The following is a 12,437-nucleotide window of genomic DNA, read 5'->3' on the forward strand; positions in this document are numbered from 1 at the left end:
ACGACGTCGGCCGGGGGAAGGGCTGCACCCTGGGCACCGCGGGGGGAGGGCTCCCGTGATCGATTCCCATAGGGAAGGAGCGGAGGAGGGCGGAAAGGTGACGCGCCGGTCCGCCGCTATCCGGCGGCGGCCGCCGGACTCGACCGCACGGCGCGGTCGGACTCGGCGACGAGGTATCCCTCGGCCCAGGCGATGCGCGCGAGCTCCAGCTTGGATCGCGCAGGACGGCCGATGACCGTGTACTTGTCCCGCACGCGCTTCAGGTACTTCCTGGCGGTGTCGTGCCGCACGCCGATGCGCTCCGCCACCTCCGCGATCGTGAGGCCCGAGGCGTACAGCGCCAGCGCCCGCTCCTCCTGCCTGCTCAGTCGAAGAGTCTGATCCGCGCCGTGGATCGTCGCCTGGGCGCGTGCGGTGATCATCGTCCCCCCGGCCAGCGCGGCGTCGGCGGCGAGCAGGAACTCGTCCTCCCCGTCCGAGGTCGACACCACGGCGTCGATGCCGAGTTCGACCAGCCTGCGCGCGGCGCTGCGGTTGCGCAGAGCAGAGAGCACGAGCACGCGCATGCCGGCGTCGCGCAGCGCGGCGATGAGGTCGAGATCGCGCGGCGGATCGACGTCGGTCGGCAGATCCAGCACGAGCAGATGCGGCCACCGCGTCCGATCCGTGCGCTTGAGCCAGGCCATGAACATCGGGAGCGTCGCGCCCGTATGCACCACCTCGAGCTTCAGATCGTTCGCCAGCAGCTGCGCCGCGCGCGTGCGCTGCAGCACCGACTCCTCCACCACCGCGGCGCGGCGCACTCGCCGCGCGTCGACACGGTCGTTCCGCATCGATACCTCCCCTGGTAGCGGGAGCATCCGTTCGGCAGGGCTCGGGTGACCTGCTGGGGACCGGATCCGGATGCTCCCTTACAGGGAAGGTGCACGTTCGGCGTGAAAAGTGACGCGGGGGTCATGCCTGACCCCCAAAAGGGGTCACGGACACTGTCAGGCGGGCGGTCGACCGAAGATCGCCGGGTCGACCGGACGCTGCGCTCGCGGCAGCTTCTCGACCACGAGGAGGTACGACTCCGTCACCAGCTCGGAGATGAGATCCGCCTCCAGCGATGGCCCGGGCAGCAGCGTGATCCAGTGCTTCTTGTTCATGTGGTAGCCCGGGACGATGTCGGCGAACGTCTCCCGCAGGGCCACCGCATCATCGGGGTGAGATTTCAGCGTCACCCGCCCCGTGCCGTCGAGCGGGGTCAGCAGGAACACCCTGCCGCGGACCTTGAACACGTCCCACTCCGGGCCGAACGGGTTCTCCCGCTCCGACCCGGGGAGCTCCTCGGCACGCGCGGACGCCAGGGCGATCAGTTCTGCGGCATCCATGTCAGAAGAGCCGGTCCGTGCCCTTGTCGTCGGCACGGGGCACCGCGACGACCCGCTCATCGAGGGATGCCGCCGCCAGCAGCGCCTCATCGATGAGCTCGCGGTCGCCCTGCGCGCGCAGCCAGTCCTGAGCGAACGAGGTGGGGATGAGCACGGGCATCCGGTCGTGGATGCCGACCAGGTGCGCGGGTGCAGGGCGCATGACGATCGAATAGCACGTGTACCACTCGCCGTCGTCGGTGCGACCGCGCTGTGTGACGGCGGCCATGCCGAAGAGCCCGCCGCCGTCGAGCCCGAACTCGTGCCAGACCCGTTCGGGCTTCTTGAGCTCGTACCATCCCGTCGCCGGAACGAGCGCGCGCGAGCGCAGGCTGCCGGGGCGCTCCTGGAGCCGTTCCGACCGCGTGTTGATGGACGGGAACCTCGCGGGCTGGCCGTCGACCAGGAAGCCCCACCACGCCGGTTCGACGGCCGTCGAGCCGTCGTCGTCGAGGAGGATCGGATTGAGGTTGCGGAGGTTCCTCCCGGTGGGGCGCACGGTCTCGCCGGCGTTGCGGTCGGCCCAGGTGCGCAGAGCATCGAGCACCGCCTGCTCGGCGGAGTCGAGCAGATCGTCGCTGTCGGTGAAACGGGGGTCAAGGCCGTAGCTCGCGCACATGCTGCCAGAGTAGACCCGGCCCCCGACACGGGCTCGGGTAGGGTCGACAGGTGATCGAGAAGCGCTCCCTGCCCGCTCCGCTTGCACTCGGCGGAGCGGTCGCGATCGGCGTGATGACGGCCGTCCAGGCGCGCGTCAACGGCGTGCTCGGCGTCGAGGTGGACAACGGGATCGTCGCCGGATTCATCTCGTTCTCCGTCGGACTCCTCGTGCTCGTCGTCGTCATCCCGTGCATCCCGTCGGCCCGCCGTGGCGCGGTGCGGCTGTGGACGGGCGTCCGCGGAGGCACGATCCCGTTCTGGATGCTGCTCGGCGGTGCCTGCGGCGCGCTCACCGTCTCCACCCAGGGCATCACCGCCGGAGTCCTCGGCGTCTCGCTCTTCACCGTGGGCGTCGTCGCGGGGCAGACGCTGCACGGCCTGGTGCTCGACCGCATCGGATTCGGCCCGGCCGGTGTCGTGGCGGTGACCCCAGGGCGGGTCCTCGGAGGGGCGCTGGCCCTCGCCGCCGTCGGCATCTCGCTCTCCGGCGACGTGCTCTCCACCGCGCCGCTGTGGATGCTCCTCCTGCCGTTCGCGACAGGGGTCGGCATCGCCTGGCAGGCAGCGACCAACGGCAGGCTCGCGCAGCGCGTGCAGTCGCCGATCACGGCGACGCTGATGAGCTTCATCGCCGGGACCGTCGCCCTCGCGCTCGCCGCGGGCGTCAGCATCGCCGTCAGGGGGATGCCGCAGCCGCCGCCCGCCGAGCCGTGGCTGTACCTCGGCGGATTCCTCGGCTTCGCCTACATCCTGCTCGGGGCCTTCATCGTCGCGCACACCGGGGTGCTCCTGATGGGGCTCGGCTCCGTGCTCGGTCAGCTCACGGCATCCGTCGTCATCGATCTGATCTGGCCGGTGGAGGCGGGTCCCGCTCTCTGGCAGCTCGCGGCGATGGTCATCGTCGCCGTCGGATCGGTCGTCGTGGCCGTGCCGCGTCGACGCGCGCGCTGACTACTTCTTCTTGTCCTTCTTCTTCGGCATCCGCGTCACGAGCTTGCGCGCGTCGACGGGCTTACGCCGACCGGGGCGCTTGCCCGCCGGCTTGCCGCCGACGTAGAGCCAGCCGAGCAGCTCCTCGTCCTTGCCGAGACCGTGCGCCTTGGCGACGGCCTTGGAGCGCGTGTAGTGGCCGGTGCGCCACAGGACGCCCCACCCCGCCTCGTCCAGCAGCAGGCTCAGCGTGTGGGCCACACCGGACGCCACGGCCTCCTGCTCCCACCGCGGCACCTTGTCGCTCTTGCGGTAGCTGGCGACCACGGCGATCAGCAGCGGTGCGCGCAGCGGCTTGGACGACGGCGACTTGTCGCCCTCGGCCTTCGCGATCGCCGCACCCAGCACCTCGCGGTCGGCGCCGCGGAGCTCGATCAGACGCCACGGGCGCAGCGACGAGTGGTCGGCGACGCGTCCGGCGGCCGCCACGAGCTGCAGCAGCTCCTCGCGGTTGGGCGCGAGCTCGGTGACCTTGGACCAGGACTGACGGGAGCGGACCGCCTCCAGCGCGCTCACTCGGCGTCCGGGGTGAAGTTCAGGGCGATCGAGTTCATGCAGTAGCGGTCGCCGGTGGGCGTTCCGAACCCGTCGGGGAAGACATGCCCGAGGTGCGAGCCGCAGTGCGCGCAGCGCACCTCCGTGCGGACCATGCCGAGCGTCGTGTCCTCGATGAGCTCGACGGCCTCCGGACGGATGGACTCGTAGAAGCTCGGCCACCCGCATCCGGAGTCGAACTTCGTGCCGCTCTTGAACAGCTCCGCACCGCACGCACCGCACGTGTAGAGGCCAGCGCGCTTCTCGTCCAGCAGCTCGCCGGTCCAGGCGCGCTCGGTCGCCGCCTCACGCAGCACGGCGTACTGATCCGCGCCGAGCTCGTCGCGCCACTCTTCTTCTGTCTTGTCCACGCTGTACGCCATGCCTCCATTCTCGCGCGTCCGGCTGTGAACGGGGTCCGCCGCGACAGAATGGACGGATGACGGATGCCGTGCAGGAGCGCTACGCCCGATTCGCCGAGCAGGAGGCGCCAGGTCGGAGCGATCTCTACGCCGAGTGGGCGCTCGGGGTCGCCGGCGACCCGGCGGTGCGTGACGTGCTGTCGCGCATACCCGAGAACCGTCGCCAGCCGCCGCTGGTCTTCGCCGTCACGCGGATGCTCGGCGCGGATCTGACCGGGTACGGCGCCTGGCGGGGGTTCGTGCTCGCGCATGCCGAGGAGATCGTCGCGGAGTGCACGGCGAGACGGCTCCAGACCAACGAGCCCCTCCGCCTCGCGCCGCTGCTCCCCGTGCTCAGCGAGATCGAGGGCCCCATCGCGCTGCTCGAGATCGGCGCTTCGGCGGGGCTCTGCCTGTATCCCGACCGGTACTCCTACCGATTCGTCGACGGAGACGGGATGCTGCGGCGATCGCTCGACCCGGTGGACGGCCGGTCGGCCGTCGTGCTGGAGAGCGTGGTCGAGGGTGCGATTCCACCCCTGCGGCTGCCGGAGGTCGTGTGGCGCGCCGGCATCGACCTCGCGCCCCTCGACGCGTCCGACGAACGCGATCGCCGCTGGCTGCAGGGCCTCGTCTGGCCGGGGGAGGAGGGGCGCGAGCAGCGCGTCACGGCGGCGCTCGACATCGCCGCATCCGACCCTCCGCACCTCATCGCCGGCGACGCCCTTGAGCGGATCGACGCGCTCGCCGCGGAGGCGCCGGACGGTGCGACGCTCGTCATCACCACTCCCGGCGTGCTGGTGCACATCCCCCGGGAGCAGAGGCTCGCGCTCGTCGAGGCCATCCGCGCGCTCCCGGCCAGATGGATCACCATCGATCCGCCGGCTCTGCTCGACGTGTGGGAGCCCGCCGTCGACGACGGATCCTGGACCGGGTTCGTCGTCGCGCTGGACGGCAGGGTGCGGGCCGCGGCTGATCCGCTCGGACGATGGTGGGAGTGGCGCGGCGGCGATGGCGTCGCGGCGATCTAACCTGTTCTCATGCTGGGAGAGATGACCGAGCGCGATCGTGCGATCCTCGCGTTGGAGACCGTGTGGCCGCGGCACAGCGGCGCGAAGGAAGAAGTGATCCGCGCGCAGCTCGGCATGAGCTCGGCGCGCTACTACCAGCTGCTCGGTCGGCTGATCGACTCCGACGCCGCGCTGGCGTACGACCCGATGCTCGTCGGCAGGCTCCGTCGGATCAGGGAGTCCCGTGCGCTGCAGCGCTCGGCCAGGACTCCCGGCTTCGTCGGCTGAGTCCGCGGTTTCGGACGCCGCCCCCGTCGTGATGCGGACGCACAGGCGGGTGCCGCTAGCATCGAGTGGTGTCCAAGCCCACTCGTGACCGATTCGACGACGTCCCCCACTCCGCAGGACGTGTAGGAGCGCATCGCGCCGAAGCCCCCGGCATGAACGGCTGGGTCGTGCTGCTCTGGTCGTTCGTGGCCGCGCTGGTGCTGATCATCGCAGGCATCTTCGGCTCGCTCGTCGTCATGGGCCGCATCACGCTCTTCCCCGAGGCCGTGCCGTCGTCGACGCCGACGCCGGTCGAGACCGGCGTCGTCGACACCGCCTACTCGGTGATGATCCTGAACGCGACTCCGGAGGAGGGCCTCGAGGCTCAGATCCGGGCGAAGCTCATCGACAGCGGATGGACCGCCGACAAGGTCTCCGCCACCGAGAGCGCCAGCAAGGACTTCGCCACGACGACCGTGTACTACGTCGACGACGCGGACGAGCTCGCGGCCATCGGGCTCGCCAACCTCATCGGCGGAGCGGACGTGCAGAAGAGCGACTTCTACGCCTCCATGAACGAGACCGGGGGCAAGCAGCTGACCGTCGTCATCGGCCTCGACCGCTCGTCCTCCGCCCCGGCCACCACGGAGGAGACTCCGGCCCCCTGATCGGTCGGCGGCGCACCCTCCTCGCGGCTTGCACTCGAAGGTGTCGAGTGCCAGAATGGCGTTAGCACTCTCTCACTCTGAGTGCTAAACCCAACGTCTACGTCCAGGAGGGACGACAAAACTCATGGCAAAGATCATCGCTTTCGATGAGGAGGCCCGCCGCGGCCTCGAGCGCGGCCTCAACATCCTCGCCGACGCGGTCAAGGTGACCCTCGGCCCGCGTGGCCGCAACGTCGTGCTCGAGAAGAAGTGGGGCGCCCCCACCATCACGAACGACGGCGTGTCCATCGCCAAGGAGATCGAGCTGGACGACCCGTACGAGAAGATCGGTGCGGAGCTCGTCAAGGAGGTCGCCAAGAAGACCGATGACGTCGCCGGCGACGGCACCACCACCGCCACGGTCCTCGCGCAGGCCCTCGTCCGCGAAGGCCTGCGCAACGTCGCGGCCGGCGCCGACCCGATCTCGCTCAAGCGCGGCATCGAGAAGGCCGTCGCGGCGATCACCGAGGAGCTGCTGAGCAGCGCCAAGGAGATCGAGTCCAAGGAGCAGATCGCCGCCACGGCGTCCATCTCCGCAGCCGACCCCGCGATCGGCGAGCTCATCGCCGAGGCGATCGACAAGGTCGGCAAGGAGGGTGTCGTCACCGTCGAGGAGTCGCAGACCTTCGGCACCGAGCTCGAGCTCACCGAGGGCATGCGCTTCGACAAGGGCTACCTGAACCCCTACTTCGTGACGGACCCGGAGCGCCAGGAGGCTGTCTTCGAGGACCCGTACATCCTCATCGCGAACCAGAAGGTCTCCAACATCAAGGACCTCCTGCCCATCGTCGACAAGGTGATCCAGGACGGCAAGGAGCTCGTCATCATCGCCGAGGACGTCGAGGGCGAGGCTCTCGCGACGCTCGTGCTGAACAAGCTCAAGGGCATCTTCAAGTCGGTCGCCGTCAAGGCTCCCGGCTTCGGCGACCGTCGCAAGGCGCAGCTGCAGGACATCGCGATCCTCACCGGCGGACAGGTCATCACCGAAGAGGTGGGCCTCAAGCTCGAGAACGCCACGCTCGACCTGCTCGGCCGTGCGCGCAAGGTCATCGTCACCAAGGACGAGACCACGATCGTCGAGGGTGCGGGCGAGGCGGAGCAGATCGAGGGTCGCGTGACCCAGATCCGTCGAGAGATCGAGAACACCGACAGCGACTACGACCGCGAGAAGCTGCAGGAGCGCCTCGCCAAGCTCGCCGGCGGCGTCGCCGTCATCAAGGCGGGCGCGGCCACCGAGGTCGAGCTCAAGGAGCGCAAGCACCGCATCGAGGACGCCGTCCGCAACGCGAAGGCAGCCGTCGAGGAGGGCATCGTCCCCGGTGGTGGCGTCGCGCTCATCCAGTCGGGCACCAAGGCTCTCGACGCTCTCACCCTCACGGGTGACGAGGCGACCGGTGCGAACATCGTTCGCGTCGCGATCGAGGCTCCGCTGAAGCAGATCGCTCTCAACGCCGGTCTCGAGCCTGGTGTCGTCGCGAACAAGGTCGCCGAGCTGGCCTCGGGTCACGGCCTGAACGCTGCGACCGGCGAGTACGTCGACATGTTCGCAGCGGGCATCATCGACCCGGCCAAGGTCACGCGTTCGGCTCTGCAGAACGCGGCGTCGATCGCCGGCCTCTTCCTCACCACCGAGGTCGTCGTCGCCGACAAGCCCGAGAAGGCCGCCGCCCCCATGGGCGACCCGTCCGGTGGCATGGACTTCTGATCCACACCAGCCGCACTGACAGAAACGCCCCGGCCTCGGCCGGGGCGTTTCTGCATTCCAGGGGGTGTCGAAACAGACGTGTCGGAACTGGCGTGTCTGAACCGATGTGTCGGAACAGGAGCGTCTGAACTGGCGTGACTGAACCTCCACCCGGGAACAGGCAGGGAGGCAGGTCGCCTCAGCGGAACAGGCCGGCCGAGTACTGGTCGGCATCCGCGTACTGCGTCGCGGCGCCGCCCAGCCGGCTGCCGATCGCGTCGAGGGTCTCTTCGACGTGACGGGCGGCGCCGTGCCACTCCTCAGCGCAGCCCTGGAAGGCGTTTGACGCGGTGCCGATCCAGGACGACTGCAGTTGAGCGAGCTGCGCCATCAGGGTCGCTGACTCGCTCCGCAGACGCTCCATGGTGGCTCGTGCGGCAGCCTCTGCCGCGCGGACGGCCTCGGTGTCGACGGTGAAGACGGACATGGGATCTCCTCTCGTTGGAGTCTCCGACGCTACGAGAGGCGGGGCGAGGGCAGTCGTCCTGGTCTCGCCCTTCCACGGGTCCTGTGCGCAACCCCCAAGGTCACACCTTTGTGCAGGAGCACTGCTCAGAGGTCGAGCGGCTCCAGCGGCTGCGTGTCCTCCAGCAGGTGCTCGGGCGTCGCGCGCGAGGGGGCGAGGGGGAAGGTGACGGTGAAGGTCGCGCCGCCACCCGGCGTCTCGGACACCGCGACACTGCCGTGCAGTGCCTTCACGATCGAGGCGACGATGGCCAGGCCCAGACCGGAGCCGCCCGTCTCCCGCGCTCGCGAGGTGTCGGCACGCCAGAAGCGCTCGAAGATCTGCTCGCGGATCTGCGGAGGGATGCCCTCGCCGTGGTCGACGATGGCGATGGAGCCCGTTCCGAGCATCCGATCGGCATCCACGACGATCTCGATCGGGCTGTCCTCGGAGGAGAACCGGCGGGCGTTGCCGAGGAGGTTCGCCACGACCTGGCGGACCTTGTTCTCCTCTCCCAGGATGATCGGAGGCGTGCGCACGGGCACATCGGCGACCTCGGTGAAGTCGATCGCCGGCATCTGCTCGGTCGTGGTGCGCGGGCGACGGCGCAGCCGGGCGAGAGTGGCGCGCGAGAGACCACGGGGTGCGGGCTGCTGCGCGGCGGGCGTCACGGGGATGCTCCGGGTCGGCGTGCTCAGCCGCGCCTTCAGAGTCTCGTCGACGACGGTGATCGTGCGACCGGGGGCCGCCGCCCGCACATCGAGAGCGGCGTCACGGGCGATCGGACGGAGGTCGAGGGGCACGATCTCGAGCTCGCGCTCGTCGTCGAGTCGGGCGAGGGCGAGGAGGTCCTCGACGAGCACGCCCATCCGGATCGCCTCCTTCTCGATGCGCTCCATGGCCCGAGCCGTGTCCTCCTCGCCCTTGATCGCGCCCATCCGGTAGAGCTCCGCGTAACCGCGCACGCTCACCAGCGGCGTGCGCAGCTCATGGCTGGCGTCTCCGATGAAGCGTCGCATGTGCTGCACCGTGCGGTCGCGCTGAGCGAGGGAATGATCGGCCCTGTCGAGCATCGCGTTGATGGCGGCGTTGAGCCGACCGACCTCGGTCGTGGGCTCGAGGTCGGTGAGGCGCTGGCTGAAGTTGCCGGCCGCGATCGACATCGCTGTGGACTCGACCTGACTGAGGCGCCGGAACGTCAAGGTCACGAGTCCGCGGATGAGGAGAGCGGCGATCACGATCGTGATCAGGGCGACGGTGATGTAGATGCCGAAGAACTGACTGATGATGCGGTCGGCGGCCGACAGCGGCATCGCCACGAGCTGGATGCGGACGGCGCCGCCCGAGACCGGCACGTTCGCGACGGCGGCATGGAAGCTCGTCCCCTTCGTCCCGTCCAACGGGAAGGTGACATCGCCCTTCGCGAGCGCCTCCTGCAGCGAGTAGCTCGACGGGAAGATCGGCGAACCGCTGGACGTCGTCGTGTTGCCGGTCGTGCCCCGGAGGACTCCCTCGCCGTCGTACACGGCGAGGAAGAAGTCCCGCGGCGTCTCCTGTGACTGGGTGTACGTCGTCACCCCGTCGTCGGTGGTCATCACCTCGAAGTAGCGTGAGACGAGATCCGACGAGGCGAGCGACGGAAGCTGGGAGTCGATGTTGCCGATCAGCGTGCCCCGCAGGATCGGCACCGTCCCGAGCCCTGCGACGAGCAGGCCGAGGGCGAGGACGGCCACCGTGACGCCGGTGACCTTGGCGCGCAGGCTGATCGCCCGCCACCAGCGGGTCACCGCGTCAGGCTTCCTCGCCATGCGGTCCTCCACGGGTGGCGTCATCGAGCGGTCGGCTGCTTACTTGCCGACCTTGAGCATGTAGCCGAAGCCGCGCTTGGTCTGGATGAGCGACTCCTCGGTGTGCGGGTCGATCTTGCGGCGGAGGTACGAGATGTAGCTCTCCACGATGCCGGCGTCGCCGTTGAAGTCGTACTCCCAGACGTGGTCCAGGATCTGCGCCTTCGACAGCACGCGGTTGGGGTTGAGCATGAGGTAGCGCAGCAGCTTGAACTCGGTGGGGCTCAGCTCGATCGACTCCTTGCCCACCTGCACGTCGTGCGTGTCCTGGTCCATCGAGAGCTCACCGGCGCGGATGATCGACTCCTCATCGGCCTGCATGGTGCGGCGGAGGATGGCCTGTGCGCGGGCGACGATCTCGTCGAGGCTGAACGGCTTGGTGACGTAGTCGTCGCCGCCGGCGTTGAGGCCCTCGATCTTGTCCTCGGTGCCGTCCTTCGCCGTGAGGAAGAGGATCGGCGCGGTGAAACCCGCGCCGCGCAGCCTCTTGGTGACGCTGAACCCGTTCATGTCGGGCAGCATCACGTCGAGGATGATGAGGTCGGGCTCCTCTTCCAGCACCGCCGAGATGGTGGCGGCGCCGTTGGCGACCGTCTTCACCAGGAACCCGGCGAAGCTGAGGCCGGTGGAGAGGAGGTCGCGGATGTTCGGCTCGTCGTCGACGACCAGGATGCGCGGTGCTGTCATGTCCCCATTATGGTGACTCGGGCGATGCTCTGCCTGATTATCCGCCGGAGCGGCGGGTCAGGGGTGCGGCGAGGGGCCGATCAGGCGGCGATGGCGTCCGCATCCATGATCGTGTAGCTGTACCCCTGCTCGGCGAGGAATCGCTGCCTGTTCTGGGCGTAGTCCTGATCGATCGTGTCTCGGGCGACGAGCGTGTAGAAGCTCGCCGTGTGGCCGGACTGCTTGGGACGCAGCAGGCGCCCGAGTCGCTGGGCCTCCTCCTGGCGGGAGCCGAACGAGCCGGACACCTGGATGGCGACCGACGCCTCAGGCAGATCGATCGAGAAGTTCGCGACCTTCGACACGACGAGCAGCTGGATCTCGCCGACGCGGAACTGCCGGTACAGCTCCTCGCGTTCGTCGATCGGCGTCGCGCCGGTGATCTGCGGGGCGTTCAGCGCCTCCGACAGCGTGTCGAGCTGGTCGAGGTACTGGCCGATCACGAGGATCTGCTCGCCGGGGTGCTTGGCGATCAGCTCGCGCACCGCCTCGATCTTCGCCGGGGCGGATGCCGCCAGCCGGTACCGCTCGTCGTCGGTGGCCGCGGCGTACTCCAGCCGGTCGCTCGGCGGCAGGTCCACGCGCACCTCGTAGCAGACGGCCGGGGAGATGAAGCCCTGCGCCTCGATCTGCTTCCAGGGCGCGTCGAAGCGCTTGGGGCCGATCAGGCTGAAGACGTCGCCCTCGCGCCCGTCCTCCCGGACGAGCGTGGCGGTGAGGCCGATGCGACGGCGAGCCTGGAGGTCGGCGGTGAGCTTGAAGACCGGGGCGGGCAGGAGGTGCACCTCGTCGTAGACGATGAGGCCCCAGTCGAGCGCGTCCAGCAGCGCGAGGTGCGCGTACTGCCCCTTCCTCTTGGCCGTGAGGATCTGGTAGGTCGCGATGGTGACGGGCTTGACCTCCTTGGCCTGGCCCGAGTACTCGCCGATCTCCTCCGGTGTGAGGCTCGTGCGCTTGAGGAGCTCGTCGCGCCACTGGCGGGCGGACACCGTGTTGGTCACCAGGATGAGCGTGGTCGTCTTGGTCGCGGCCATCGCCCCGGCGCCGACGATCGTCTTCCCCGCGCCGCAGGGGAGGACCACCACGCCGGAGCCGTCCTTGGAGAAGGCGTCGACGGCATCCTGCTGGTAGGGGCGGATCTGCCACCCGTCCTCGGCGAGGTCGATCTCGTGCGGGGTGCCGGGGGTGTAACCGGCGAGGTCCTCGGCCGGCCAGCCGATCTTCAGCAGCTCCTGCTTGATCTGTCCGCGTGCCCAGGCGTCGACGACGAAGGTGTCTGGCGCCGGGTGGCCGATCAGCAGCGGCTGGATGCGCTTGTTGCCCGCCACCTGGGTGAGCACGGCAGGGTCGGAGGAGCGCAGGATGAGCGTGCCCTCCTCGTCGCGCTCGATGACGAGACGGCCGTAACGGTTCACGGTCTCGCGCAGATCGACGGCGACCGACGGCGGCACGGGGAAGCGCGACCAGCGATCGAGCGTCTCGAGCATGTCCTCGGCGGTGTGCCCGGCGGCCCGGGCGTTCCAGAGGCCGAGCCTGGTGATCCGGTAGGTGTGGATGTGCTCCGGGGCGCGCTCCAGCTCGGCGAAGATCGCCAGCTCGTGTCGGGCGCTCTCGGCCTCCGCGTGGGCGACCTCGAGCAGGACGGTGCGATCGCTCTGGACGATCAGGGGGCCATCAGACATAGCTGACCAGTT

The 12,437-nt window shown here is 69.3% G+C and carries 14 protein-coding genes; 5 read left to right on the forward strand and 9 right to left on the reverse strand.

All coding sequences use genetic code 11. The annotated features are described in order from the left end of the window. Positions 1–116 precede the first annotated feature (116 nt). From LC438_RS05585 to LC438_RS05595, 3 genes are all read right to left on the reverse strand, one after another. Entirely contained in the window at positions 117–833 is a 717-nt protein-coding gene (locus LC438_RS05585) for a hypothetical protein (RefSeq protein WP_223586057.1), read from the reverse strand. Between the two features lie 156 nt (positions 834–989). Continuing rightward, positions 990–1,373, reverse strand: coding sequence for an MmcQ/YjbR family DNA-binding protein (locus LC438_RS05590; protein ID WP_105675615.1), 384 nt, complete (start codon positions 1,371–1,373; stop codon positions 990–992). A gap of 1 nt (position 1,374) precedes the next feature. Next, on the reverse strand, positions 1,375–2,031 hold the full coding sequence (locus LC438_RS05595) for an SOS response-associated peptidase family protein (protein WP_105675617.1): 657 nt from the start codon (positions 2,029–2,031) through the stop codon (positions 1,375–1,377). 53 nt (positions 2,032–2,084) lie between these two features. On the opposite strand from LC438_RS05595, the gene LC438_RS05600 reads away from it, so the two are divergent. Further along, positions 2,085–3,023 carry a DMT family transporter gene (locus LC438_RS05600; protein WP_223587455.1) on the forward strand — a complete coding sequence of 313 codons (939 nt, stop codon included), beginning with the start codon at positions 2,085–2,087 and terminating at the stop codon, positions 3,021–3,023. Here the strand turns inward: LC438_RS05600 and LC438_RS05605 are convergent, their stop codons facing one another. Together LC438_RS05605 and msrB are read right to left on the reverse strand one after the other, a co-directional pair. Beyond that, positions 3,024–3,578 carry a nitroreductase family protein gene (locus LC438_RS05605; RefSeq protein ID WP_223586058.1) on the reverse strand — a complete coding sequence of 185 codons (555 nt, stop codon included), beginning with the start codon at positions 3,576–3,578 and terminating at the stop codon, positions 3,024–3,026. Next, positions 3,575–3,979: a peptide-methionine (R)-S-oxide reductase MsrB gene (gene msrB / locus LC438_RS05610; protein ID WP_223586059.1), complete on the reverse strand. Its 405-nt coding sequence runs from the start codon at positions 3,977–3,979 to the stop codon at positions 3,575–3,577. The genes LC438_RS05605 and msrB overlap by 4 nt, the downstream gene beginning before the upstream one ends. A gap of 56 nt (positions 3,980–4,035) precedes the next feature. Between msrB and LC438_RS05615 the strand changes: the two genes are divergently transcribed. The 4 genes from LC438_RS05615 to groL all read left to right on the forward strand — a co-directional run bounded on the left by LC438_RS05615 (position 4,036) and on the right by groL (position 7,686). Next, on the forward strand, positions 4,036–5,028 hold the full coding sequence (locus LC438_RS05615; RefSeq protein ID WP_223586060.1) for a DUF2332 domain-containing protein: 993 nt from the start codon (positions 4,036–4,038) through the stop codon (positions 5,026–5,028). 9 nt (positions 5,029–5,037) lie between these two features. Further along, positions 5,038–5,295 (forward strand): DUF3263 domain-containing protein, encoded by a 258-nt coding sequence (locus LC438_RS05620; protein WP_223586061.1) that lies wholly within the window; start codon positions 5,038–5,040, stop codon positions 5,293–5,295. 68 nt (positions 5,296–5,363) lie between these two features. Next, positions 5,364–5,942 (forward strand): LytR C-terminal domain-containing protein, encoded by a 579-nt coding sequence (locus LC438_RS05625; protein WP_308116175.1) that lies wholly within the window; start codon positions 5,364–5,366, stop codon positions 5,940–5,942. A gap of 124 nt (positions 5,943–6,066) precedes the next feature. Next, complete coding sequence (groL, locus tag LC438_RS05630; protein WP_105675629.1) at positions 6,067–7,686, forward strand: chaperonin GroEL; 1,620 nt, start codon at positions 6,067–6,069, stop codon at positions 7,684–7,686. A gap of 178 nt (positions 7,687–7,864) precedes the next feature. On the opposite strand, the gene LC438_RS05635 is transcribed toward groL, so the two are convergent. From LC438_RS05635 to LC438_RS05650, 4 genes are all read right to left on the reverse strand, one after another. Continuing rightward, on the reverse strand, positions 7,865–8,152 hold the full coding sequence (locus LC438_RS05635; RefSeq protein ID WP_105675631.1) for a WXG100 family type VII secretion target: 288 nt from the start codon (positions 8,150–8,152) through the stop codon (positions 7,865–7,867). 125 nt (positions 8,153–8,277) lie between these two features. Continuing rightward, on the reverse strand, positions 8,278–9,978 hold the full coding sequence (locus tag LC438_RS05640) for a cell wall metabolism sensor histidine kinase WalK (RefSeq protein ID WP_105675633.1): 1,701 nt from the start codon (positions 9,976–9,978) through the stop codon (positions 8,278–8,280). Positions 9,979–10,017: 39 nt separating this feature from the next. Continuing rightward, the gene (locus tag LC438_RS05645) at positions 10,018–10,704 is read right to left on the reverse strand and encodes a response regulator transcription factor (protein ID WP_105675635.1); all 687 of its coding nucleotides are present in this window, start codon (positions 10,702–10,704) and stop codon (positions 10,018–10,020) included. An 80-nt stretch (positions 10,705–10,784) separates the two neighbouring features. Continuing rightward, positions 10,785–12,425 carry a DNA repair helicase XPB gene (locus tag LC438_RS05650; protein WP_223586062.1) on the reverse strand — a complete coding sequence of 547 codons (1,641 nt, stop codon included), beginning with the start codon at positions 12,423–12,425 and terminating at the stop codon, positions 10,785–10,787. Positions 12,426–12,437 lie beyond the last annotated feature (12 nt).

This window comes from Microbacterium sp. OVT16B, from assembly GCF_019969705.1.
In the GTDB taxonomy this organism is placed as follows: Bacteria; Actinomycetota; Actinomycetes; order Actinomycetales; family Microbacteriaceae; genus Microbacterium; species Microbacterium natoriense.

Bases quoted from the DNA above. Each gene is read 5' to 3' on its own strand.
- LC438_RS05585 (WP_223586057.1), bottom strand. From the start codon at position 833: ATGCGGAACGACCGTGTCGACGCGCGGCGAGTGCGCCGCGCCGCGGTG.
- LC438_RS05590 (WP_105675615.1), bottom strand. From the start codon at position 1,373: ATGGATGCCGCAGAACTGATCGCCCTGGCGTCCGCGCGTGCCGAGGAG.
- LC438_RS05595 (WP_105675617.1), bottom strand. From the start codon at position 2,031: ATGTGCGCGAGCTACGGCCTTGACCCCCGTTTCACCGACAGCGACGAT.
- msrB (WP_223586059.1), bottom strand. From the start codon at position 3,979: ATGGCGTACAGCGTGGACAAGACAGAAGAAGAGTGGCGCGACGAGCTC.
- LC438_RS05615 (WP_223586060.1), top strand. From the start codon at position 4,036: ATGACGGATGCCGTGCAGGAGCGCTACGCCCGATTCGCCGAGCAGGAG.
- LC438_RS05620 (WP_223586061.1), top strand. From the start codon at position 5,038: ATGCTGGGAGAGATGACCGAGCGCGATCGTGCGATCCTCGCGTTGGAG.
- groL (WP_105675629.1), top strand. From the start codon at position 6,067: ATGGCAAAGATCATCGCTTTCGATGAGGAGGCCCGCCGCGGCCTCGAG.
- LC438_RS05635 (WP_105675631.1), bottom strand. From the start codon at position 8,152: ATGTCCGTCTTCACCGTCGACACCGAGGCCGTCCGCGCGGCAGAGGCT.
- LC438_RS05640 (WP_105675633.1), bottom strand. From the start codon at position 9,978: ATGGCGAGGAAGCCTGACGCGGTGACCCGCTGGTGGCGGGCGATCAGC.
- LC438_RS05645 (WP_105675635.1), bottom strand. From the start codon at position 10,704: ATGACAGCACCGCGCATCCTGGTCGTCGACGACGAGCCGAACATCCGC.
- LC438_RS05650 (WP_223586062.1), bottom strand. From the start codon at position 12,425: ATGTCTGATGGCCCCCTGATCGTCCAGAGCGATCGCACCGTCCTGCTC.